This is a genomic window from Microcoleus sp. FACHB-831 (assembly GCF_014695585.1).
Lineage (GTDB): Bacteria > Cyanobacteriota > Cyanobacteriia > Cyanobacteriales > FACHB-T130 > FACHB-831.
This window is the reverse complement of record NZ_JACJON010000073.1, coordinates 54,831-77,538: the sequence shown is the minus strand read 5'-3', so window position 1 is coordinate 77,538 and position 22,708 is coordinate 54,831. Positions and strand designations below refer to the sequence as shown.

Below are 22,708 nucleotides of genomic sequence, written 5' to 3'. Positions count from 1 at the left end.
AAACCGGATGAAAACCCTCTCCCTTCCCCAGCAGCCACCAGTTATCCTCGTGGTGGACGACGATAAGACGATGCGGCGACTGCTGCGTCGAGCGATGGAACAGGAAGGATATCAGGTGGTAGAGGCTAGCGATGGAGAAGAGTGCGTCACCGCTTATAAAAGCATCCAGCCGCATATTGTCTTGCTGGATGCGATGATGCCAGTGATGGATGGCTTCGCGTGTGCGAGGGCACTGCAAGCTCTGCCTGGGGGCGATCGCACTCCCCTACTGATGATTACTGGCCTTGACGATCCACAGTCGGTTGATCGGGCCTTTGAGGTCGGAGCGACCGATTACGTCACTAAGCCCATTCACTGGCCCGTCCTGCGCCAGCGCGTGCGTCGTCTCATCGAAACAGCTTCGCTCTTTAAACAACTAGAAGCAGCAAATTTAGAGTTGCAACGACTTGCGTCTTCCGATGGCCTTACCCTACTGGCCAATCGGCGACGCTTTGAGGAATATTTTCAGCAACAGTGGCTGCAAATGGCACAAGAACAGTTGCCGCTGTCTCTCATACTAGGGGATATAGATTTTTTCAAGCTCTACAATGATACTTACGGCCATCAAGCTGGTGATGAGTGTTTAAAGGCTGTCGCTGCTGTACTGACTCTAGCGGCAAAGCAACAGCCGGATTTAGTCGCTCGGTATGGGGGTGAGGAGTTTGCCATACTTTTGCCCAATACCAATGCAGAAAGCGCATTGCAGGTGGCTGAGGAAATTCGACTTGAGATCGCAGCCTTAAAAATTGTCCACGAGCCGTCAACGGTAAGCCAGTACATCACAATGAGTTTGGGCGTTGCCAGCACGATTCCTGAGAGCAACCTAAATCCGGCAGCCCTGATTTCTTTGGCTGACAAGGCGCTGTATCAGGCAAAAAACGAGGGACGCGATCGCGTCAGCTTTGACCCTTGAAAGTACCAATTCAAACAACTGGCAATTGTGCGGGCAGTTTCGTGGCGTTAATCCGAGTTGCCTGCAAAGGTTCAGCCAAATGTCAGTTTTTACTATTTCTAATCGCTTATAGGAGTTTATAAAGTCCACATTCATTCCACCATAGAGACAATCCCACATTCCCCACCCCAAGCATCTATTCGAGCCGAATTAAAACTGCTATGACAACCTGTTATCGCCCAGTTGGCTGGGAGAGCTTTTAAACTAATAGTTATCACTTAGGCGCATCTAAAACGGCTTGCCTTCGTAAGTGGCCTGGTTACAGTGGGGTGTCATCTAAATAGAGGACGTGAATTTTTAACACCGCTCAAAAACAGGATGCGGCGCGGTTGTCCTCAACCAAGCAAATCAGACATCCCCATAACCCACACATTAAAAATGCGCTCCGATCGCCCATTTCCCTGGCAGGACAATTTCCAGAATCAAGTAGAGACGCGATCGCTCGCCTCTCGACAAGAGTTGCAACCCACCGACTCCGACATACGCAACAAAATGCAGGAGGCAATCTGTCGAACAGAGGCTGAACTGGAGCAATATCGCACCCTTTACGACAGCATTCCTTGTATCTACTTGACCCTAGCCTCAGACGGAATTGTTCTTAACATCAATCACTTTGGCGCCACACGTCTTGGTTACATTCGCGATCGCTTAGTTGCCAAACCTGTTTTTAGCCTGTTTCATCCTGAAGACACCCTGCGTCTGCAAGATGCACTGCGAGACTTTGTGCAGCAATTAGCTCCTCTGGATATCGTGCATTGGGAGTTCCGCATCTGTTGCCAAGATGGCACCGCATTCTGGGTAAATGTCACCGTTCGCCTTGTTAAAGACATATGTCAGCACGAGAATACAACCCAACTGCAAGAATCCCAAGCCACTTACCAACCGCAACAAGGAGAAGTTGGCGACTTAAAACAACCAATAATCCTGTTTATTTGCGAAGACATTACCGAACGCAAGCTAGCTCTTGATGCCCTGCGCGAGAGCGAGTACCGATATTACACCTTGGCCAAAATGGCGCCCGTCGGGATATGCCACACAGATGCCGACGGGCAATGCTTGTATGTCAACGAACGCTGGCGAGAACTTGCGGGAATGACGCTCGGAGAGGTACTAGGACAAGGCTGGACTCAGCCCATACACGCCGAAGATCGGCAACGTGTCCTCGCCGAATGGAATCAGGCGCGTATGGGGACTAGGGCCTTTGCGTCAGAGTATCGTTTGAGGCGTCCGGATGGAATAATAAGCTGGGTATTTGGCCAAGCTGTGGCTGAAAAAGGCAGAAATGGTGAGATTGTTGGCTTCATCGGCACTATAACTGACATCACCTCTCGCAAGCAGGCGGAAGAAGCCGTGCGGTTGCAAGCTTACCGCGAGAGATTGATGGGGGCGATGCGCGATCGCATTCGCCAATCTCTAAACTTAGAAGAAATTCTCAGCACTACGGTGGCAGAAGTGCAGCAATTCCTGCAAGCTGACCGGGTTCTGATCTACCGCTTTCAACCTGATTGGAGTGGAGTTGTAACCGTCGAGTCCACTGCTCCTGGTTGCACTCCCCTCTTGGGCACTCCAATCCAAGACCCCTGTTTTGGGAAAAACTATGCCTACCCCTATCAGCACGGTCGCATCAAAGCTACTGAGGATATTTATGCCCCCGGTACCGCCCGATGTTACGTGGATTTTTTGGCTCAGTTTCAGGTTCGGGCGAACTTGGTGGTTCCCATTGTGCAAAACAACAGCGCGTTGGGGACTGCGGACTGGGGGATGAATCTTCTAAATCCCCAATCGCCACTATTTATTGCCCAATCCTCCGACTCCCCAATTCCAAATCCGTTATGGGGATTGTTGATAGCACATCAGTGTCGTGGCCCCCGGCAGTGGCAATCCTGGGAGATCGATCTGCTCGATTCGCTCGCTACGCAGGTGGGAATTGCCCTGCAACAAGCGCAGCTCTATCAACAGTTGGAGGCAGCTAATCAACAGCTACAGCGCCTCGCCACCCTCGACGGTCTTACCAGTCTTGCCAACAGGCGTAAGTTTGATGAGTATCTAGATGCCGAATGGCGGCGTATGGCACGGGAAAAAACACCCTTATCACTTATTTTGTGCGATATTGACTTTTTTAAGAGATATAACGATAATTACGGTCATCCAGCTGGGGATGAGTGCTTGCAAAAAGTGGCTTGTGCCATACGTTCGGCTGTAAAGCGCCCTGCTGATTTAGTGGCTCGCTATGGTGGAGAGGAATTTGCGGCGATTCTCCCGAATACCGACCTTGCTGGTGCGCTTAAAGTGGCAGAGGAAATTCGCTCTCGTGTTGGAGGCTTAGAGATTGTTCATGCTTTTTCATCGGTGAAGCAGCACGTCACCATATCGTTGGGGGTCGCTAGTATAATTCCCGGTCATGATACGTCAGTTAAGATGTTGATTGCCCTTGCTGACAAGGCGCTGTATCAGGCAAAAGCAGAGGGACGCGATGGCGTTAGCGTATGCACCTAAGCCCTATTCGCGTTACTCTATGCTGCTACACTTGTAGGCTCTGCGCTCTACCCCAAGCATTGGCGATCGCTTACACCTACTTTCTATTTTTACTCTCAACAAGCGAAATCTGTTGATACTCCTAATTGCTCTTATTGACGATAATTCCTGGATTTTAGCTCTATTCGTTACTATCTAAAAATATATCTAGCTGTCTTGATAATTTCCTTAGAACTTTATTTATCCTCAAAATAATTAATCAAAATCTTCTCTAATTTATTACGTTTTAACGAGTACTTCGACAAAGAGTGACCTATAGAGGCGAGAAATTTGCCGCGATTTTGCCCAATACTCCTAGTGTTGGTGCTATGCAAATAGCCGAGGAAATTCGTGCGGCTGTTAGAGCCTTAGAGATTCTACATCAGCGATCGCTCGTCAGCCAGTTCGTCACCCTGAGTTTAGATGTCGCTAGTACGGTTCCCCAGCCACGACGCTAATCCGGCAACCCTAATTGCGGCAGCAGATAGCCTTATCAAGCGAAAGCACAAGGTCGCGATAAGTGCGCTTTAAATTGATTTTTTAGGCGTTTAATAACACCTGTCGCTGTTTGTTTTTGTTTAGGGGTTTCCTGCTTCCTGTTTCGGGGAAATTAGCCCAACCCCTGACCGATAGACCGTATAAAAGTGTATTTATCCTATTTGCTAAAATATCAAGCCCGTTTGAGTAGCTATATTAACTGTTATAGGCTAATTGACAATTGTTTTTATCCCTTGCCTGTGTCGCATCTAATGAAGGGTAAACTACCCGATTTTGTATAACTATTTAATTATTTTTATAAATATGTGCCAGTTTAATAACAGTCCACTGTGTTTCCACATATCTCTATTTAGCTGTTAAATAAAGGTGATTTTTTCGCGGCAATCTTCATGGCAATATTTTTTTATCGATGTGGCAATAAGCCAGGATGCTTGCATTGAGCCTATTTTAAAGCCGCGCTAAGTAGTTAGTCAAGCCAATAAAAAAACTTGGTGAGATTTTTCGGAACTTTTTGATTGCTAAAGGCGACTTTGAAAGTAACAAAGCAACAGAAAAGCATACAAAATAAGGAACGAATTATGAAACGCTCTCTCAAGTCTGCTGCAAAGATTTCCCTTTTATCTACATTGGCGATCGCTCCTGTTTTACTGTCTCATGGCGCCGCTTCTGCTAAACCAACAGGAACTGATGCAAACTACGTCGGTGCTGGTGCTGCCGCGGGTGTTACTAATGGTGGACAAAACGGAGATGCAGCTACATTCGGCGGTACTATTGTTGGCCGCTACAAAATTCAAAATACCCCTCTTTCTGCTAGAGGTGCTGTAATTTTCAGCGGTGAAACTAGCGCTATCATGCCAATGATTTCCTACGATGTTCCCATCACCAACAACGCTAACGGCTACGTTGCTGCTGGCTACTCCTTGGTGGAAAAAGACGGCGCTCCAACTCCTATTGGTAATAAAAACGCCCCTGTTGTAGCGGCTGGTGTTGAAGCTGAAGTTGCCAAGAACGTTGTTGTTTTCAGCGACGTAAAGCTGGGAATCAAAGCTTATGAAAATAGCCCTGCATCTGCTGTCAGCATCAACGGTGGCGTAGGCTATAGCTTCTAATGTTTGAGGTAGATGTGGTGGGGGTTATGGCTAATTCTTCTATCCCCACTACATTCTTAAATTCCTAATCGGACGAAGATCCTTCAGTTTGTTCGCCCTGGGTGGGGGTTGACAATGTTTTGAGTTCTTGATTCTTACTACTTAGAACAGGCTACTACGATTTTGGATTTTAGATTATAAAACTAGCTTTCTATAGTTAGTTTTATAAATGAGAGCCTTTTGGTTCTAGATCCAAATAGTATTCTAGCCTGTTTTGTTTTCTGTAATAGCTCGCTCTTGTCTATATAAAAAATATTCCACCTCAAAACCGCGATCGCTTTTTATAGCTCTAATACTAAAACAATATATTTTTTCTTTTAGTAATTGACTTTAATAGGGCAGTATCATATTATAAATATTAAAAACACATAGAGATAAATCCCTCTTGTGGCATCAACGTACAATTGTACGTTGATGCGGAAAAAAAGGCGCATTTCGCGATAAGCCGAAGTTGGGTAGACAAAAATTTCATTTAGAATGAAGCCGTGCCATTAACTCCTTAACGCGAGGTTTAAAAGCTTCAATTGCCTCTGGAGTGGGTTGAGTTATTTCCCAAGAATTACGCTGTATTAATTGCTCGCACCAAGCGTTAAGTTTTGGATAGCCATCTAAGGGCACGCCAATGCTAGGACACCAGGGAACAGCAGTTCCGGCGACGATATCCGCTAGAGTTAAATTGTTAGCACCAAAAAAAGAGCGGTCGCCTATTAAATTTTCCAAAAAATTTAGTGCAGTCGCTACTTTCTGTTTAGACTGTTCCTGCTTTTGCGAATCTAGTTCGCCAAAACCCATCATTTGCTGAATTAGCGGATTCATAGCAGGTAGGAGTTCATTTACACTCACCATCTGCACCATTCGCACCGTTGCTATATCTTTGGCATTATTTGGCAACATAGCAGGCGTAGGATACTTTGCCTCAAGGTAGTCAAGGATTGCCAATGATTCGACTACACTAAAGTCATCATCCACCAGAACAGGAATGTGGTTGAAAGGACTGATATCCATAAACTCTGGTTGAAATTGATCGCCATCCAGCTTCATTTCCACCAATTCAAACTCAATCTCTTTCTCCAGCAGGGCAATCCACACGCGGCGCGAGTTTGCAGAAATAGGGGTATGATAAAGCTTTAACATACATAACCTCATCGAACTTACTTCTGTGCCTACTTTGCATTTGAAGCATAGTAGTGGCGGGTAGTTCCTACAATAATTGTTAAAAGTTTAGGTTTGTAAAGCAGTGCCCAGACTGGGCGTTGTAAAATTAGGATATTAGGATTCAACAGAATCCCGACCGACTTACCGGGAATGCGTTCACATTTTCAGCCCCCCAATTTTCGATGGTTAAAACTCCCACACCCCCAGTACAAAAGCTTTCTAAGGTAGAAGGACTTAAAGAACGCAGTAATTACCTGCGCGAACCAGTGGCAAGTGAGTTGCTACTGGATACGAATTACTTTTCAGAAGACGCCATTCAAATTCTCAAGTTTCACGGTTCATACCAGCAGGATAACCGCGATAACCGGGTGAAAGGGCAGGAAAAAGACTACCAGTTCATGCTGCGAACCCGCAGTCCGGGAGGATTTATTCCCCCCGAACTGTATCTGACCCTAGAAAAGTTGGCTGAAGAGTATGGCAATGGAACGCTACGCGCAACAACGCGCCAAGGGTTTCAGTTGCACGGAATTTTGAAGAAGAATCTCAAGCCCGCGATCGCTGCTATCGTCAGAAGCATGGGGTCAACGCTGGGAGCATGCGGCGACTTGAATCGCAACGTCATGGCTCCACCCGCTCCATACAAAAATCGACCAGAATATCAATATGCCTGGGAGTATGCAGACAACGTAGCCGACTTGCTAACTCCCCAAACTGGCGCATATTACGAAATTTGGCTCGATGGCGAAAAATTCATTAGCGCCGAGGAGAACCCAGAGGTAGTAGCCGCAAGACAGCGCAGCGGGAATGGCACAAATGTAAATGATGCAGAAGAACCGCTGTATGGCGATCGCTATATGCCCCGGAAGTTCAAGTGTGCCGTCACCGTACCGGGGGATAACTCAGTTGACCTTTACTCCCAAGATATCAGCTTGGTTGTAATTACCAACGACAAAGGCGAACTAGAAGGATTTAACATTTTTGCTGGTGGTGGTTTGGGACGCACCCACAACAAAGAAGAGACATTTCCCCGGCTGGCAGATCCCATTGGTTATGTAGATAAGGCAGATGTCTACGACGCGGTGAAAGCGATTTTAGCAACTCAGAGAGATTATGGCGATCGCGCCAACCGCCGTCACGCCAGAATGAAATATCTCTTGGAAGATTGGGGCGTTGATAAGTTCCGTGCCAAGGTAGAAGAATATTTCGGCAAACAACTAGCACCGTTTAAGGAATTACCGCCGTTTAAATACCAAGATTACTTGGGATGGAACGAACAGGGAGATGGCAAACTTTTCTTGGGAATTTCCATCGAAAATGGTCGGGTTAAAGACGAAGGCGACTTCAAACTTAGAACCGCACTGCGGGAAATTGTACAGAAGTTTAACTTAACAAGTCGGTTAACCGCGAACCACAACTTAATTCTTTGCGACATTGCACCGGAACAGCGACAGGCAATTCAGCAAATTCTCGATGGTTACAAAGTACAGGTAGATCCTAATGCCATTGACCCCTTGGTGCGCTATTCGATGGCTTGTCCAGCATTACCCACTTGCGGTTTAGCCATTACCGAATCCGAACGGATAATGCCCAGTATGTTAGAACGAATTCGTTCTGTGCTGGAGAAAGTGGGACTGCAAGATGAGCATTTTGTCGTGCGGATGACGGGTTGTCCAAATGGATGCGCTCGTCCCTACCTAGCGGAGTTAGGATTGGTTGGCAGTGCTACTGAGAGTTATCAGGTGTGGCTGGGTGCTTCGCCAGATCAAACGCGACTGTCACAAGCTTATGTGGACAGGATGCACGCTAATGACCTAGAAACTTTTTTAGAGCCGATTTTTGTTTACTTTAAACAAGAACGGAAAGAGGGAGAAAGTTTTGGCGATTTTTGCGATCGCGTCGGTTTCGATGCTATCCGCCAGTTTACTGTCGAGTATCAGTCTGAACCTCTATCATCCCAGTCAGATCAAGGATTGATCAATGAAGTGGTGATGCCTGAACCTTCTGCGACACAGGTTGCTAAGAAAATGCGTCACCGCATTGGCCTTCGCGCCGATCTTTACAGCCGTTTGAAGGAAGCCGCAGCTTCTCAAAACAAGCAGATCAGCCAGTTGGCTATGGAAGCGATAGAAGCTTACTTGCAGGATAATCAACAACCGCAAGATTAACTATTGCAGCCCCCTCGAAAAATTAGCAATTTAGTTATAGCCTGCTAGTGCAGGCTTTTTTTTGCCTTGTTTGGGCTAGTTCCTCTACCCTATGGCTGATTCCCAATGAGGGATGCAAGTAGAACCTGGTCAGAGGTGTAATGGATGATACAGACATCAGGCTGTCCTGTAATAGGGTGGTAAGCCTAGCAAATAATATTTAATGTCATTCTTCGGTATCGCTGGAATGGCATAAATTAGCAAGTTTTGTTATCACCACAAAACTAGGATAGCCAGAACTCATAACGGAGGGAAAAGATTATGAGTTGGGTAGAACGGCAATTTGGGCAAACATCTAGCAGCGAGGGAGACGGGAAGCACGAGGACCCTAAAACTATTGAAGAACAAATGAGTCCTGGGCTGACTGGCGAGTACGATTGGTATCTGCGTGAGAAGGCAGGGATGCATAAACCGCCTACACCTCCAGAATATATGGGATTTGAGGGGGAATACGATGCTAACGGTTTAGCCAAGCGCGTTGCTGCTGCTTTTGATAAAGATCCTGACATCGGGAATGTGGAAACGCTGGAAATCGCGCAAGATGGCGGCACTATAGTGCTAAAAGGTACCGTCCCTGGCGAAGCAGTTCTCAGCCATATTGAAGAGGTAGCTGCCAAAGTAGATGGCACGAAGGCATTAGATACCAGCCAAGTAACAATTCAAGGTTGTTAAAGTTCGCCTTCTTTTAGTAGCTTTGCCCTAAATAAATCGGGCTTAGGCTATTTATTAAAGAAACAGGGGAGCAGCGGCAGCTATGATATCAAGTCTGGTTGATTACACCCAATATCAAAAGAATCCCAGCCCACCCCACCTGCGGGGAGGGGTGGGGTTCTTTTATTATGGGCAAATGGCTGGACATGATATGACACAAGGTAGCCTGTGTTAGCGCTCTTTTTTATTCCCGGTTAGTTGCCTATTGTGTGATTTGTGTATAACAAAGTAACGGGCTGGGGCAATCAGCAGCTCAAGCGGTTCTGGAACAGTAACAGCGGGCAGTGGGTTTGGCTGACAGAAAAGCCCGTTCCCCTGGCGAGTTTAAATCGCAGCCTTTGGAGAGGGGCAGTCCCCTCGGTGAATTTCTACATTTTGCTGTTTCTGTCTGGGGTTATAGCAACGCTGGGGCTACTAGCCAACAGTGCGGCAACGATTATTGGAGCAATGATCGTTGCTCCTTTGATGGGGCCAATTATTGCGATCGCTTTTGCGATGGTGGCAGGAAACCGTCGTCTCCTCAAGCGGGCTAGTTTAACCCTACTAACTGGGATTGCGCTAACAATAATTACATCAATTGTAATTTGTCAAGGAGTTGGGCTAACAGCGCTTAACTCGGAGGTTATGGGGCGCGTGCGTCCGACTTTGATTGATTTAGGAGTCGCGCTAGCAGCGGGAGCAGCAGGAGCGTATGCCAAATCTCGACGCAGCATTGCTGACACGCTACCTGGAGTAGCGATCGCTGTGGCGCTCGTTCCTCCACTCAGCGTTGTTGGTCTTGGGCTATCTCTGGGTTCCAAGTCGGTTAGTGGTGGGGCTTTTCTGCTGTTTATCACTAACTTAATTGGCATTATCTTTAGCGGTGGAATTGTATTTTTATGGCAGCGCTACGGTTCCCTAAAAAGGGCAAAAAAAGGATTGGCGCTGTCTGTTGCAATGCTAGTTGTATTAGGTTTGCCTTTAGGATTTTCGCTCCAGAATCTTTTAGTTAAGGAACAAGTTCGTCGCAGCGTAGAGAGATTAATCCGACGGGAAACTATTACTTTTTCCACTTCTGACATCAGTGCAGTAGAGGTACAGCAACAGGGAAATTCGCTTTTAGTTCATCTGGAGGTGGCGGCTCCCTTGGGTTCGATTACTGGAAAACAGGTGAGCTTAGTCAGAGAATTTATTGAAAAAGAGTTAAAAAGGCCGATACAGTTGAAGGTACGGGTGATTCCCATCAATGAATTTGAATCGCCTGCAAGGGAAACTTAAGCGACATCAGGAATGGGACTGCAACGGTTAGCGATCGCGCCACACCAACTACAAAACCAGCAAATTATTCTGAATACTCAGCAACAGCATTATCTAAATCGGGTGTTGCGGTTAAAAGAGGGCGATCGCTTTATTGCTATGGATGGACAAGGGCAGTGGTGGCTGGCTAGTCTAGGAGCGAGTGCCGCACAAGCCCGCATTATTGAATTACTCTCAGTTCAAAATGAGTTGCCCGTAACGGTGACGCTGATGGTAGCTTTGCCCAAAGGCAACGGTTTTGATGAAGTAGTTCGTCAAATGACAGAATTGGGGGTAGTTTGCATTGCGCCAACGATTAGCGATCGCACTCTGCTCAATCCCAGTCCTCAAAAACTCGAACGCTGGCGACGCATTGCAGGGGAAGCAGCCGAACAATCGGAACGTCAAATCGTACCTACAATTTTAGATCCCGTTCCGTTTGCTACAAGTTTGTCATTGATTAATACTCAGCAGTCATTTACAAAAAACAAGCAATATATCTGTGTTGCGAGAGGCGAGTCACCGCATTTCCTAAATTGCTTGAATGACTTGCGACAGATGACACCAGACAAAGAACAAATAAATATTGTAATAGCGACGGGGCCGGAGGGAGGCTGGACGCCAAAAGAAGTAGAGAGCGCGATCGCTGCTGACTTTCAACCCGTTTCTCTCGGTCGCCGCATCCTCCGCGCTGTCACCGCACCCCTCGTGGCATTGTCATTAGTGGCGGCAGCTTGGGAACAATAAAGTAGGAAGTTAAATTCCGCACTCAAGAAAGAATTTGATTGGCGACATTGAAAGAACGAGACAATAAACCATGATTGAAGAAGTTTCCGCCGCCTTCGATCGCAAAGACTATCGAAACGCTGCCCAATTACTGAAAGATCTAGTAAAGCAAGAACCCCAAAATCCTTGGGTGCAGCTTTATGTCGGGCGACTGCATGAAGTGACAGGCAAACTGGAAGCGGCAGAAACCGCTTACCTAAATCTACTGCGTAACACGACAATTCCCAAGATTATCACAGCGGCTCGTCAGGGGATGCAGCGATTGGCAGAAATGGAAAAAGAAACAAAACGACAAGCACTTGCCAAATCAAAAGCATCTCCCGACGCAGAAGAACAAGGCGTTTTAGTATTAGAACCCATAGCTGACGATGCAAAAACAGCAGCCGCCCAAAAGTTTGCCCGTATCATGCAGCTAGATCCTTACACCGCAAGGCTGCATTTGCCTTCTCGTTCTTGGCGTTTGTACCGTGCTGGCAGCGTAGGAGAACTTAGATATTATGGTCAGCAGCTAGATGAAGCCGAAATTCCTAGCTTTTGGGCATCAATAGCAGATATTAAAAAGATAAATGTCTTTAGGATTAACTACTTCGAGTCGGAAGCCAAACAACCCACAGTTTTTTGCCAAAACGAACACGATCAACAGGGTTCTCTAAGCTTTAACTGGTCTGAAGTAGAAGCCAGAGTAGAGGGGCTGTTGCCAATTTTTGAAGAAGTTGTGGACATGGACTGGCAACGTAAACTGCAACGCAAAACCAAAACTCTGGATTATGCCCACTTTTGCGATTTGCATCTACCCGCAAGACGCAGTATTCTCCGCTTGTGCGATCGCAACTATCAATTTCAGAACGGCGTTGTCTTGTCTCAAACAAAACACGCACAAGCCCAGCCAATTAGCCAGCAGACAACTCGAACCAACTGGAATAGCTTACTCACCTTTGTTAACCAAAAGCTGCCCCAGACACGAATTTGGTCTGATTTCACGGCCTTTGCAGAAACCGGGGTAGAACAAGTCCAACTACTACAGCGTTTTAATTCTCACATTGACCTGCTACGCCGAGAAGATACTCCTTGGGACTGCGCTTTCCATTTGTACAGCGGACTTGTTTTCCTCAGACACGCTAATAGCTAATGAAGATTGGGGATTTGCGGTTGGGGATTGGGAATAACGCTTATCCCAGACTCCCAATCCTCTAATCCCCACTCTCTAATTGCCACCTAATATTTCAGGCGTTTGGCGTTTTGACCTGACGCGCCAAATCTAAGAACGAGTTCATGTTTGCTCCCGGACGCCGACGGCTGCTAGAACTGCTAGCTGGGTTCAAATATTGGGGCGCAAAGGTAGCTGATTGATTACTAGGCGCAACCTTGCCGTTATTATTAGCGCTTCCGTTATTATTGGCGGCGACTGGTTCAGGTTTCTTTGCTGGTTCTACTTTCGCGGGTTCAGGCTTCTTAGCCTCGACCTTAGCTGGCTCCGCTTTAACTGCTGCTGCTGCTGGTGCAGCTAATGGGGCTGCTTTAGTCGGTGCAGGTGATGAGTTTTGAGCAGTCTGGGCTTTCACAGGTTGAGCGGAAGAAGCTTTATTCTCAGTCTCTTCAGCTTCGTCTAGCTGCATGAAAAACCCACTCCCTTTCTTAGCTTTGGGAGAGCTTGACTTGATTTCGGGAGATTTATTGGAGCTAAAAAGCCCGGTAATGAAGGCGGCAATTCCGCCGAAAAACTTTTTAATAAAACCAAACATTGATCGTTACTCCTGACTTTTAGATGGCTTTGACTGAGTTCAAAAAACTGTCTGTATCGCTAGTCTTTGTGATTATAAGACTGTAAGCGGAGCTATTGTTCTCCGCTTTGTTATTACAACATCTGCGCCACAAAATAGCCTGTTGTTTTTTCTTACCCTTGGCGGTTCGATGCCTCGCGAGGTATCCCTACAAGTGGTATTTATATTGAATTATGAATTTACCTGGCGTTCAATCGCAATATTTATTTTAAATTTTACATAAAACTTTACATAAACAGCGATCGCTTATAGTAACTTTGCATAGATATGAGCCAAGCAGCAAGAAATTTACAAATATTGATTTCTATCTCATTTTGTACTCAAAAGGCTTAGGCCAATGAACCAAACTGCACCCAGGCAGAGGGGAAAGCGATCGCACCCGTCTAAGCTGGAGTTTAGAAGCGATACCCAGACAACATGAACGACTTAAACAATCGCAATCCCGTGTTATTGATTCACGGCATCGACGACACGACAGCCATATTTAAGAAAATGGCTTACTACCTGACGGGCAAGGGTTGGTACGTGTACGACCTAGATCTCATACCGAATAATGGAGACGCGGGTCTTGACAAACTAGCCGAACAAGTCGCCAAGTGGATCGCCAAGACCTTCGATCCCGAACAACAGTTGGATATTGTTGGTTTTAGCATGGGCGGAATCGTCAGCCGCTATTATGTTCAGAGACTAGGGGGAATTAACCGCGTAGGGCGCTTTATTACAGTCTCTTCGCCCCACAACGGAACTGTAACGGGCTACTTGCGCTCTGGCCCTGGCTGCGTTCAAATGCGTCCTAAAAGTGCTTTTCTAGCGGATTTAAATCAAGATGCAGCCATGCTGGAGCAGGTGAATTTTACATCTATCTGGACGCCTTACGATCTAATGATCGTTCCGCCCACCAGTTCAAAAATGCCTGTAGGTCGAGAAGTGCAAGTGCCAGTTTTGGGTCATGCTTGGATGGTGACAGACCGCAGGAGTTTGGATGCAATAGCGATCGCACTTTCCCAACCAATCAAACGCGATCGCCCACCAGAGCAAATTCGCGATCGCCAAAAATCGCTTCAGAATGACAGTAAAATTTAAACTCCAGCAAGTTATGAAACGGATCTTCTAGAAAGAAGGTGCGATGCTCGGTGGGTAAGCCCTCAAATCGGCGTCTAGGCTGTTCTCTAAAATTCAATTTTTTCTCTTGCGCCCGTGCTAAAAGGTTCTCCCAATCAGCTTCTTGTGTAAAGACTAGCCCAAAATGTCTGGGATAAATAGTGCGCTGGGGGGCAAGCGGTTCATGGGTAACGTGAGCTACAATCTGATGACCGTAGAGGTTGAGAATTATCGAGCTGGGAGATTCGCGCCCGACTTCGCAGCCCAATCCATCGGCGTAGAAAGCTTTAGTTTGGGCGATGTTGGTAACGGGGAAGGCGAGATGAAATAGGACTTGGTTCATAGTAAGCATGTGCTATAGACAATTAAAGTTGGCATTTACAAATGTTCTGCCCAACTAGCAGGCTAGACGATTTAATGGTTTGGCTCTTAATATTGTGGCAAAAGTGAGAAGCTGCAATCGATATGCTTATGCTACCTAATATTAATTTTGAAAATCCCTGGTTAGTTGCGATCGCATTGAACGCGGCGTTACTAGCGATCGCCTTCGTAGCTCCCAAAAAGTTACTAACCCCAGCAGGTTTATTGCACGGCTGGCTGCTAGGCGTTCTTATTTGGGGTACTTTGGGTTGGCAAGGATATGTAGTGGTATTGTTTTATTTCCTTGTTGGCTCTGGAGTCACGCGCATTGGCATGGATATAAAAGAAGCCGAGGGAATTGCAGAAAAACGGTCGGGAGCGCGGGGGCCAGAAAATGTTTGGGGTTCTGCTTTTACTGCTGCTTTGTGTGCCTTGCTCGTTCTCGTTGTACCGATTAGTTGCTTTAATTTTGTAGAAATTTGTGCAGATCGGGAACTTGTTAATGATATTGTGCGTCTGCTATTACTGGGTTATGTTGCAAGTTTCAGCACCAAGCTTTCCGACACCTGCGCTAGTGAAGTAGGGAAAGCCTACGGTAAGCGGACATTTTTGATTACCACATTACAACCAGTAGCGAGGGGGACAGAAGGTGCAATAAGTTTAGAGGGTACATTAGCTGGGGTAGTGGGGTCAGCAGCGATCGCACTTCTTGGTTGGGGAGTGGGCTTGATTGATTCGCTAGGCGTGCTTTGGTGCCTTTTAGCAGCATTCATTGCCACCAATATAGAAAGCGTAATTGGAGCCACACTGCAAGCTAAATACATCTATCTAACGAATGAATTAGTGAATGTAATTAATACATTTATAGGCGCGCTCGCCGCCCTGATGTTTGCTTTGCTATGGCGTTGGTTACTATAGCATTTTTAGTTTTAAAAATGCATCTACCACAAGTAGTGGGTAATCAAGCTTGACGCCAAATTCAAAAATATTTTATGCGGTTAAAGATTTTGTAATAATTCACAAATACCGCATTAATACTGTTGGCAAAACATTAGGGGTGTCCATTAGGATCGAGTAGCCATAAATAGATATAAGTACTTACAGGATTGAGCCAAACTCGATCGGAGGAAATCAATGACATCTACATCAGATCAACAATTGGCACTGCAAGCACAGCAGCCAACAGCGCCAGTTGCCCCCGGACTGAGCGTTCCCAGCTACACTTCAAGCAGTTCTGCACCTAATATTGCCCCCCCTGCTCCTACCCCCAAAGTAGGCTACGATGTCAACCAAGATGGCAAAGCCGATCTGCTCTGGCGCAACTATGGAGTAGGACGCACTATTGCCTGGGAGATGAATGGCTCGACCTACTCAAACACGACTGATATCAATCCCGTTGTAACGGACCCGAACTGGAAACTACAAGCAACAGGCGACTTCACGGGTGATGGCAGAGAAGACGACCTAATATGGCGCAACTATGAGACGGGGCAAAATGCCTTGTGGCAGATGAATGGCACAATTATCGTTAGCACTACTGCGGATTTCCCCGTCGTCGATGACCCCACCTGGAGAATAGAGGGAGCGGACGACTTCAACGGCGATGGAAAAACGGATATACTCTGGCGTCACTATGCGACGGGGAGAAATGTGGCATGGCTGATGAACGGGACAAAGTTGCTTGACGTTAAAGACATCAACCAAAACCCAGAAGTCAGCTGGAAACCAACAGGAACGGGCGACTTCAACGGTGACGGCCAAGCAGATATAGTGTGGCGCAACTATGCGAATGGAGCCAATGCTATCTGGCTGATGAATGGTACAACGCTGCTTGATGTTCAGTACACCACCGCTGTAGAAGACACTAAATGGATCATGGCGGGGACGGGGGACTACAACGGCGACGGCCAAACGGATCTAGTCTGGCGCAACTATACAACAGGCCAAAATGCCATATGGCTTATGAATGGTATAAAGCTATCGGGCCTAGAGTACCCAAGCACGGTAAGCGACCTTAACTGGGAGATAGGTCTAAATAATGGAGTTTTAGACAACGCGAATAACAAGTTGGCTTATGCCCGCGACATCACAGTTGGCCCAACCACCAGCACCTATTCTGATTGGGTGGGCAGTTCTGACAGGAATGACTACTACAAATTTACTCTAGGGGCTGGGGGTAGCTTCAATTTAGCACTCAGCGACTTGGGTGCAAATGCTGACGTGCAACTGCTCGACAGTAATGGTACTGCGATCGCTGGTTCCGGTAACGCTGGCACTGCAAACGAATCAATTGCTAAAAGCCTAGCCGCAGGCACTTACTATATCCGCGTCTTGCCAGGTCCAGACCAGAACACTTTCTATAATCTGAGCGTATCTACCAGCAATCTGATATTGCTAAATAAAAACAGCAGTCTGGCTGTCGATGAAGGCGCAGGAGGGACAATCAGCAATACCCAGCTATCGGTTAGCGAACCTGGTAAAACAGCTGGACAACTTACCTATAAAGTTTTTTCTGGTGTAACTCAGGGCAGCCTGCTAAAGAGCAACATCGCCCTTGCTAAAGATTCGACCTTCACCCAAGACGATATCGACAAGGGGTTAGTAACATACAAGCACAACGGTAGCGAAACTACCAGCGACAACTTCAGCTTCACCGTGTCTGACGGTGGTAGCGGCGCTATTGGCTACACCACCTTCAACTTCAATGTCAAACCAGTTAACGACATACCCGCAGTGAATATGAATCCGGGTATCTCGTTGAATGAAGGTGCAACGGTAACTATAAACCCGATCAATCTCAAAGTTACCGACCCAGACAACACCCCTGCACAGCTGCTCTATACAATCGGTGCAGGTGGACCAGTTAACGGTAAGCTGCTAAATAACGGCAAAGCTCTGGCCCAAGGTCAAACCTTTACTCAAGCAGATATTGACAATAAACTACTCGCTTACCAGCACGACGGTGGCGAGACTACCAGCGACAGCTTCAACTTCACCGTGTCTGACGGCGCAGGTGGCACAGTTGGCAATACCACCTTCAAATTCAATGTCGTCCCAGTTAACGATATACCTGTGTTGAATGCAAATCCGGGTATGTCGCTCAAGGAAGGGGAGACGGGGACTATCAACACAATCAATCTCAAAGCTACAGATCCGGACAACACCCCTGCACAGCTGATCTATACACTCGGTACTGGCGGACTAGCTAACGGTACTCTGCTAAATAGCGGCAAAGCGATCGTTGCAGGTGCAAAGTTTACCCAAGCGGATATTGACAACAAACTGCTCTCTTACCAACACAACGGTAGCGAGACTACCAGCGATAGCTTCAACTTCACCGTGTCTGATGGCGCAGGTGGCACAGTTGGCAACACTACCTTTCAATTCAATGTCATCCCAGTAAACGATGCGCCTGTCCTAGACAACAGCGGTTCGCCCGTACTTACAACAATTAAGCAGAACCAGCCCCTCAATACCAATACAGGCACACTTGTTGCTGACATTATCGGCGACTCCATTACCGATGTAGACATCACACCGGCACCAGTAGAAGGAGTTGCAATCACAGCGGCAGACAACGCCAACGGCAGTTGGGAGTTCTCTGTTGACAATGGTGCAAGCTGGACGGCGGTTGGCCCTGTATCTGTAAGTTCGTCGAGATTGGTGGCAACGAACGCTAAGCTGCGCTTTGTACCCAAAACAGACTTTGCTGGCGATGCAACAATTACTTTCCGCGCTTGGGATCAGACCAGCGGCATCAATGGCGGTACGGCTGATACTAGCGTAAACGGTGGAATAACAGCCTTCAGCACCGCAGTGGAAATTGCCACGATTACAGTTAAGCGGGAATTAAGCTTGACCAAGGTGATCAACCCAGGAAGTAAATCTTCCTTACCTCAACAGCTGACTGTTGCAGGGAATTATATGTACTTCACGGCCAATGGCACAACGACTGACGCTAAAGGCGTTACCCAGAACGTTGGCACTGAGTTGTTCAGAAGCGATGGTACGACAGCAGGGACAACTCTGGTTAAAGACATCTTCGCAGGTACGACTACTACCGGATCGCCTAACAATTCGGCCCCTGACAATCTCACCAACGTGGGGGGCATACTGTACTTCACAGCCGATGACGGTGTAAGTGGTAGAGAGCTGTGGAGAAGTGACGGCACGACGGGAGGGACGGTAATGGTCAAGGACATCAGAGCGGGTGGTACCGGTTCGGCTCCTACCAATCTCACCGCTGTCGGTAACAAGCTGTTCTTTACAGTCAATGACGGGACGACCGGGCTTGAGTTGTGGGCGAGCGACGGGACGATGGCGGGAACAGCGATGGTTGCAGACATCAACCCAGGATCTGGCAGTTCCTCTCCTGATAATCTCATTGCTTTCAATAACAAGTTGTACTTCACAGCAAATACCGCAGCCAACGGGCGCGAACTGTGGGTGAGCGAGGGCACGACGGCGAGCACGAAGATGGTACAAGATATCTACTCTGGAGTTGCCGGTTCAAATCCCACCAATCTCACGGTTGCGGGTAACAGGCTGTTCTTCACAGCCGGTAACCAGACCGAGGGAACTGAGCTGTGGCAAACCGATGGCATTTCTGCGGCTATCGTAAAAGACATCAATCCTGGAATAAACAGTTCAACTCCCCTGTATCTAACTGCTGTCGGTAGCAAGGTATACTTCAGCGCCAATAACGGAACCAACGCAGCTGAACTGTGGGCGAGCGATGGCTCTACTGGGGGCACAGTGATGGTAAAAGACATCAACACCACTCCTTCCAGTTCGGGGACTTTAGATTCTTCTCCTAATAATCTTGTCAACGTCAATGGCGTGTTGTACTTCGTCGCCAATGACGGACTCAAGGGGAACGAGCTGTGGAGGAGCGACGGCACGGCAGCGGGCACAGTGATGGTGAAAGACATCAATGTGGTGGCTGGCGGTACGACTGGAAATACTCTCGGATCTAACCCTAATAATCTCACTAACGTCAATGGCGTGTTGTACTTCGTGGCCGATAACGATGTCAACGGGCCTGAAGTGTGGAAGAGCGATGGCACCCCAGCAGGCACAACGATTGTCAAAGACATCGTACTGGGGGCTAACAGTTCGTCTCCTACCAATCTCACTAACTTCAAGAACACCCTTTACTTCACTGCCAATAATCAAATTAACGGAGTTGAGCTGTGGACGAGCAATGGCACAACGGCAGGCACGGTACTGTTAAAAGATGTTAACGAGGGGTCTACTGGGGCCGCTGCTGACTTTCTCGCCGCTGGCAGCAATAACACCCTCTACTTCACAGCAACCGATAAAACCTTTGGGAACGAGCTTTGGATGACCGACGGCAGTCTTCAAGGTACGAATATGGTAAAAGACATCGTACCGGGGCTTGGGAGTTCGTCTCCTTCCTTAATGACCAACGTCAATGGCACGGTGTACTTCGTGGCCGATAACACAACTAAAGACGGGGGTGGGAACACTATTGGCAACGGGCTTGAGCTGTGGAAGACCGACATCATGGGTATAACGACGCTAGTCAAAGACATCTTTGTAGGGACTGGCAGTTCAGACCCCGCCGATCTCATCAACTTCAATGGCACTTTGTACTTCACTGCTACTAATCCAGCCAACGGACTTGAGCTGTGGAAGAGCGACGGCACGACACTCGGCACGGTCTTGGTCAAAGACATCATCGCTGGGACTGGCAGTTCGTCTCCTACCAATCTCACCGTTGTGGGTAACACGCTGTACTTCACAGCTAGTGATGGAAACAACGGATTTGAGCTGTGGAAGAGCGACGGCACGACACTCGGCACGGTCAGAGTAACAGACATCAACCCCGGGGCTGGCAGTTCCTCTCCTGAAAATCTCACCAATGTTAATGGCACGCTGTACTTCACGGCTACTAATGCAACCAACGGGCGCGAGTTGTGGAAGACCGGCCCAGGGGGGACATTCATAGTAAAAGACATCATTGCTGGGGCTGTCAGTTCGTCTCCTGCGAATCTCACATTGGTGGGGAGTACGTTGTACTTCACAGCTAGTGATGGCAACGGGACCAAGTTGTGGCAGACTGACGGCAGTGATGCGGGAACGAGCATAGTCGCGATGACCGGTACCTCGCCAACCAACCTCGCTGCTGTCGGTAACATACTTTACTTCACAGCCACTGACGCTACCAACGGGCGCGAACTGTGGCAGACCACCGGCGGCACGACACCGACCTTGGTCAAAGACCTCAGAGTGGGGAGCCTCAATTCAAACCCTGACCAGCTCACCAATGTTAATGGCACTCTGTACTTTACAGCCAATGGCACAATCGAAGACCCTGTTACTAAGCAACCAGTTCTGAGCGGAACTGAATTGTGGAAGATCGATGGCATAAAGGGACCAGTCATTGTTAAAGACCTCAACCCAGGAGTTCTCGGGTCGAACCCTGACCAGCTAACCAACGTCAATGGCACTCTGTACTTCATAGCCAATGACGGGGTTAACGGAGATCAGATATGGAGCATCTAGGCTCCCCCGTTTCTGGCTTAAAGCTAAGTTCTGTCTAAGGGGTTAGCACGTATAAATTGCCCTCCGGGGCTACATATCAAAGGGCGATCGCTTTATAGTGCGATCGCCCTTTTCCTTTTTGATGGCGATCGCTCCACCTGCCAACCCATTCACATTTGTGTGTAAAAGTCTACAGCAATAGTTATAATCTCGCTATTCACCTATAGAGAATTTTGTCAATAAATCCAACAGCGATCGCTATGAGTGCGTATTGGTATGTGCTATCTTCATGTGGTTCTCAACTGATGGCATTGAGGCATTGCAACTCTAGCAGCGGACAGCCCAGCTTTATTAAAACTTTAAATTATTTCGCCAAGGTTATGATGCGGACACCGTATAAACACTTATAATGTTGTGCCAAACGCAACCGGAAGGACTTCCATGGCTTCTGCATCAGAACTGCTGCAACAAAACCTAACTGTTGGTGGACTGGACTGGCAAGCACAGGCGTCAAAAGCATCAGTTGCTCCTGGACTTAACGCAGATACGTCGGTTACGGGTTGAGCAGTTCTGCACCCTCGGTTTTGGCATCAGCCCCAATAGACGGGGGGAGTGTTAACAATTCCGACTTCAACGGGGATGGCAAAGCAGATATCCTCTGGCGCAACTATGCGACGGGGGACAATGCCGTGTGGTTGATGGATGGTAAACTCTTGTCCAGCTCTGCATACCTCGCTGCAACGTCTGACGTGAATTGGGAGTCAGGGTTAAATGATGCCGTTACTCCTAAAAGTCTCAACTTATCTACTAGGGCGTGTTTTCAAACTCGTTGTATCCTAAAAAAGACGCGCTCGCAGGCAGGGTGTGTTGATGAATCGAGGAGACTTAACTACCGAGCAGTGGGATTTGTTAAAATCGCTACTGCCACCGCAAAAACCGCAAACAGGTAAGCCCAATCACGATCACCGACAGGTGATTAATGGCATCCTCTGGATACTAAGAACTGGGGCACCGTGGCGAGACCTGCCAGAACGTTATGGAAAGTCGCAAAGTGTGGCAACTCGGTTTTATCGGTGGCAAAAAGCTGAGATTTGGAACCAAGTCTTAGAAAACCTACAAGCCGAGGCAGACAAACAAGGAAAGCTAGACTGGGAGGTTCATTACGTCGATGGCAGCGTGATTCGTGCCCACCAACATGCTGCTGGTGGAAAAAAAGGGGCGAAGAAGACGAAAAACTAGGTCGTTATCGGGGTGGTTTCAGTACAAAAATACACATACGTTGTGAAGGGAAAGGTAAACCGATAACTTTTCTGCTTAGTCCAGGTCAGCGTAACGAGTCAATTTTTCTTGAACAATTAATGGAACAAGGTGCTGTTAAGCGTTCTGGGCGAGGTCGTCCACGTTTACGCCCGTTCCGATTAGTTGGAGACAAAGGCTACACAGGTCGTCGCATACGTAATTACTTACGTCGTCGCGGTATCCGTCTGACAATTCCACGACTATCGAATGAACCGCGCAGCGGTCCGTTTAGCCCGTGAAATCTATCGTCAACGCAACGTTGTTGAACGCGCTATCAATCGACTCAAGCAATTTCGACGTATCGCTACCCGATATGAGAAACTTGCTGCAAATTATACAGCCATGATTACGATCGCCTCTATTCTTTTGTGGTTGTAG

At 47.6% G+C, this 22,708-nt stretch carries 21 protein-coding genes; 18 read left to right on the top strand and 3 right to left on the bottom strand.

What is annotated here, in order from left to right:
* The first annotated feature begins 7 nt into the window (after positions 1-7).
* The 4 genes from H6F77_RS22630 (at position 8) to H6F77_RS22615 (ending at position 5,112) form a co-directional block, all read left to right on the top strand.
* Positions 8-952, top strand: a complete 945-nt coding sequence (locus H6F77_RS22630) for a response regulator (protein ID WP_190491165.1) — start codon at positions 8-10, stop codon at positions 950-952.
* A 417-nt stretch (positions 953-1,369) separates the two neighbouring features.
* Positions 1,370-3,487 (top strand): sensor domain-containing diguanylate cyclase, encoded by a 2,118-nt coding sequence (locus tag H6F77_RS22625; RefSeq protein WP_190491164.1) that lies wholly within the window; start codon positions 1,370-1,372, stop codon positions 3,485-3,487.
* A gap of 287 nt (positions 3,488-3,774) precedes the next feature.
* Entirely contained in the window at positions 3,775-3,963 is a 189-nt protein-coding gene (locus H6F77_RS22620) for a diguanylate cyclase domain-containing protein (protein ID WP_190491163.1), read from the top strand.
* A 618-nt stretch (positions 3,964-4,581) separates the two neighbouring features.
* On the top strand, positions 4,582-5,112 hold the full coding sequence (locus tag H6F77_RS22615; RefSeq protein ID WP_190491162.1) for a hypothetical protein: 531 nt from the start codon (positions 4,582-4,584) through the stop codon (positions 5,110-5,112).
* Positions 5,113-5,619: 507 nt separating this feature from the next.
* Here the strand turns inward: H6F77_RS22615 and H6F77_RS22610 are convergent.
* Positions 5,620-6,285, bottom strand: coding sequence for a glutathione S-transferase family protein (locus tag H6F77_RS22610; protein ID WP_190491161.1), 666 nt, complete (start codon positions 6,283-6,285; stop codon positions 5,620-5,622).
* Between the two features lie 203 nt (positions 6,286-6,488).
* Between H6F77_RS22610 and sir the strand changes: the two genes are divergently transcribed.
* From sir to H6F77_RS22585, 5 genes are all read left to right on the top strand, one after another.
* The gene (sir, locus tag H6F77_RS22605; protein ID WP_190491160.1) at positions 6,489-8,471 is read left to right on the top strand and encodes a sulfite reductase, ferredoxin dependent; all 1,983 of its coding nucleotides are present in this window, start codon (positions 6,489-6,491) and stop codon (positions 8,469-8,471) included.
* Between the two features lie 300 nt (positions 8,472-8,771).
* The gene (locus H6F77_RS22600; RefSeq protein WP_190491159.1) at positions 8,772-9,182 is read left to right on the top strand and encodes a BON domain-containing protein; all 411 of its coding nucleotides are present in this window, start codon (positions 8,772-8,774) and stop codon (positions 9,180-9,182) included.
* A gap of 255 nt (positions 9,183-9,437) precedes the next feature.
* Positions 9,438-10,478, top strand: a complete 1,041-nt coding sequence (locus H6F77_RS22595) for a DUF389 domain-containing protein (protein WP_190491158.1) — start codon at positions 9,438-9,440, stop codon at positions 10,476-10,478.
* Between the two features lie 12 nt (positions 10,479-10,490).
* Positions 10,491-11,243, top strand: a complete 753-nt coding sequence (locus tag H6F77_RS22590; protein WP_190491157.1) for a 16S rRNA (uracil(1498)-N(3))-methyltransferase — start codon at positions 10,491-10,493, stop codon at positions 11,241-11,243.
* A gap of 70 nt (positions 11,244-11,313) precedes the next feature.
* A complete protein-coding gene (locus H6F77_RS22585; RefSeq protein ID WP_190491156.1) occupies positions 11,314-12,411 on the top strand; it encodes a tetratricopeptide repeat protein in 1,098 nt (365 codons plus the stop codon).
* A gap of 94 nt (positions 12,412-12,505) precedes the next feature.
* Here the strand turns inward: H6F77_RS22585 and H6F77_RS22580 are convergent, their stop codons facing one another.
* Positions 12,506-12,898 carry a hypothetical protein gene (locus tag H6F77_RS22580; RefSeq protein ID WP_242022468.1) on the bottom strand — a complete coding sequence of 131 codons (393 nt, stop codon included), beginning with the start codon at positions 12,896-12,898 and terminating at the stop codon, positions 12,506-12,508.
* Positions 12,899-13,480: 582 nt separating this feature from the next.
* Here H6F77_RS22580 and H6F77_RS22575 point away from each other — a divergent pair.
* On the top strand, positions 13,481-14,146 hold the full coding sequence (locus H6F77_RS22575) for an esterase/lipase family protein (protein WP_190491154.1): 666 nt from the start codon (positions 13,481-13,483) through the stop codon (positions 14,144-14,146).
* Here the strand turns inward: H6F77_RS22575 and H6F77_RS22570 are convergent.
* Entirely contained in the window at positions 14,076-14,507 is a 432-nt protein-coding gene (locus H6F77_RS22570; RefSeq protein ID WP_190491153.1) for a VOC family protein, read from the bottom strand. The two genes, H6F77_RS22575 and H6F77_RS22570, sit on opposite strands and share 71 nt — an antisense overlap.
* Positions 14,508-14,635: 128 nt before the next feature.
* Here H6F77_RS22570 and H6F77_RS22565 point away from each other — a divergent pair, with 128 nt between their 5' ends.
* The 8 genes from H6F77_RS22565 to H6F77_RS28540 all read left to right on the top strand — a co-directional run bounded on the left by H6F77_RS22565 (position 14,636) and on the right by H6F77_RS28540 (position 22,708).
* Positions 14,636-15,442 (top strand): TIGR00297 family protein, encoded by an 807-nt coding sequence (locus H6F77_RS22565; protein ID WP_190491277.1) that lies wholly within the window; start codon positions 14,636-14,638, stop codon positions 15,440-15,442.
* A gap of 216 nt (positions 15,443-15,658) precedes the next feature.
* On the top strand, positions 15,659-21,052 hold the full coding sequence (locus H6F77_RS22560; RefSeq protein ID WP_190491152.1) for an ELWxxDGT repeat protein: 5,394 nt from the start codon (positions 15,659-15,661) through the stop codon (positions 21,050-21,052).
* Positions 21,053-21,264: 212 nt separating this feature from the next.
* Positions 21,265-21,441: a hypothetical protein gene (locus tag H6F77_RS22555; RefSeq protein ID WP_190491151.1), complete on the top strand. Its 177-nt coding sequence runs from the start codon at positions 21,265-21,267 to the stop codon at positions 21,439-21,441.
* Between the two features lie 31 nt (positions 21,442-21,472).
* Positions 21,473-21,595 (top strand): hypothetical protein, encoded by a 123-nt coding sequence (locus H6F77_RS28555; protein ID WP_255515845.1) that lies wholly within the window; start codon positions 21,473-21,475, stop codon positions 21,593-21,595.
* A complete protein-coding gene (locus tag H6F77_RS28960; RefSeq protein ID WP_190491150.1) occupies positions 21,592-21,981 on the top strand; it encodes an FG-GAP repeat protein in 390 nt (129 codons plus the stop codon). Before H6F77_RS28555 ends, H6F77_RS28960 begins: the two co-directional genes overlap by 4 nt.
* Complete coding sequence (locus H6F77_RS28550; RefSeq protein ID WP_255515844.1) at positions 21,902-22,270, top strand: IS5 family transposase; 369 nt, start codon at positions 21,902-21,904, stop codon at positions 22,268-22,270. The genes H6F77_RS28960 and H6F77_RS28550 overlap by 80 nt, the downstream gene beginning before the upstream one ends.
* Positions 22,180-22,569: a transposase gene (locus tag H6F77_RS28545; protein ID WP_255515851.1), complete on the top strand. Its 390-nt coding sequence runs from the start codon at positions 22,180-22,182 to the stop codon at positions 22,567-22,569. Before H6F77_RS28550 ends, H6F77_RS28545 begins: the two co-directional genes overlap by 91 nt.
* Positions 22,538-22,708, top strand: a complete 171-nt coding sequence (locus H6F77_RS28540) for a transposase (RefSeq protein WP_255515843.1) — start codon at positions 22,538-22,540, stop codon at positions 22,706-22,708. The genes H6F77_RS28545 and H6F77_RS28540 overlap by 32 nt, the downstream gene beginning before the upstream one ends.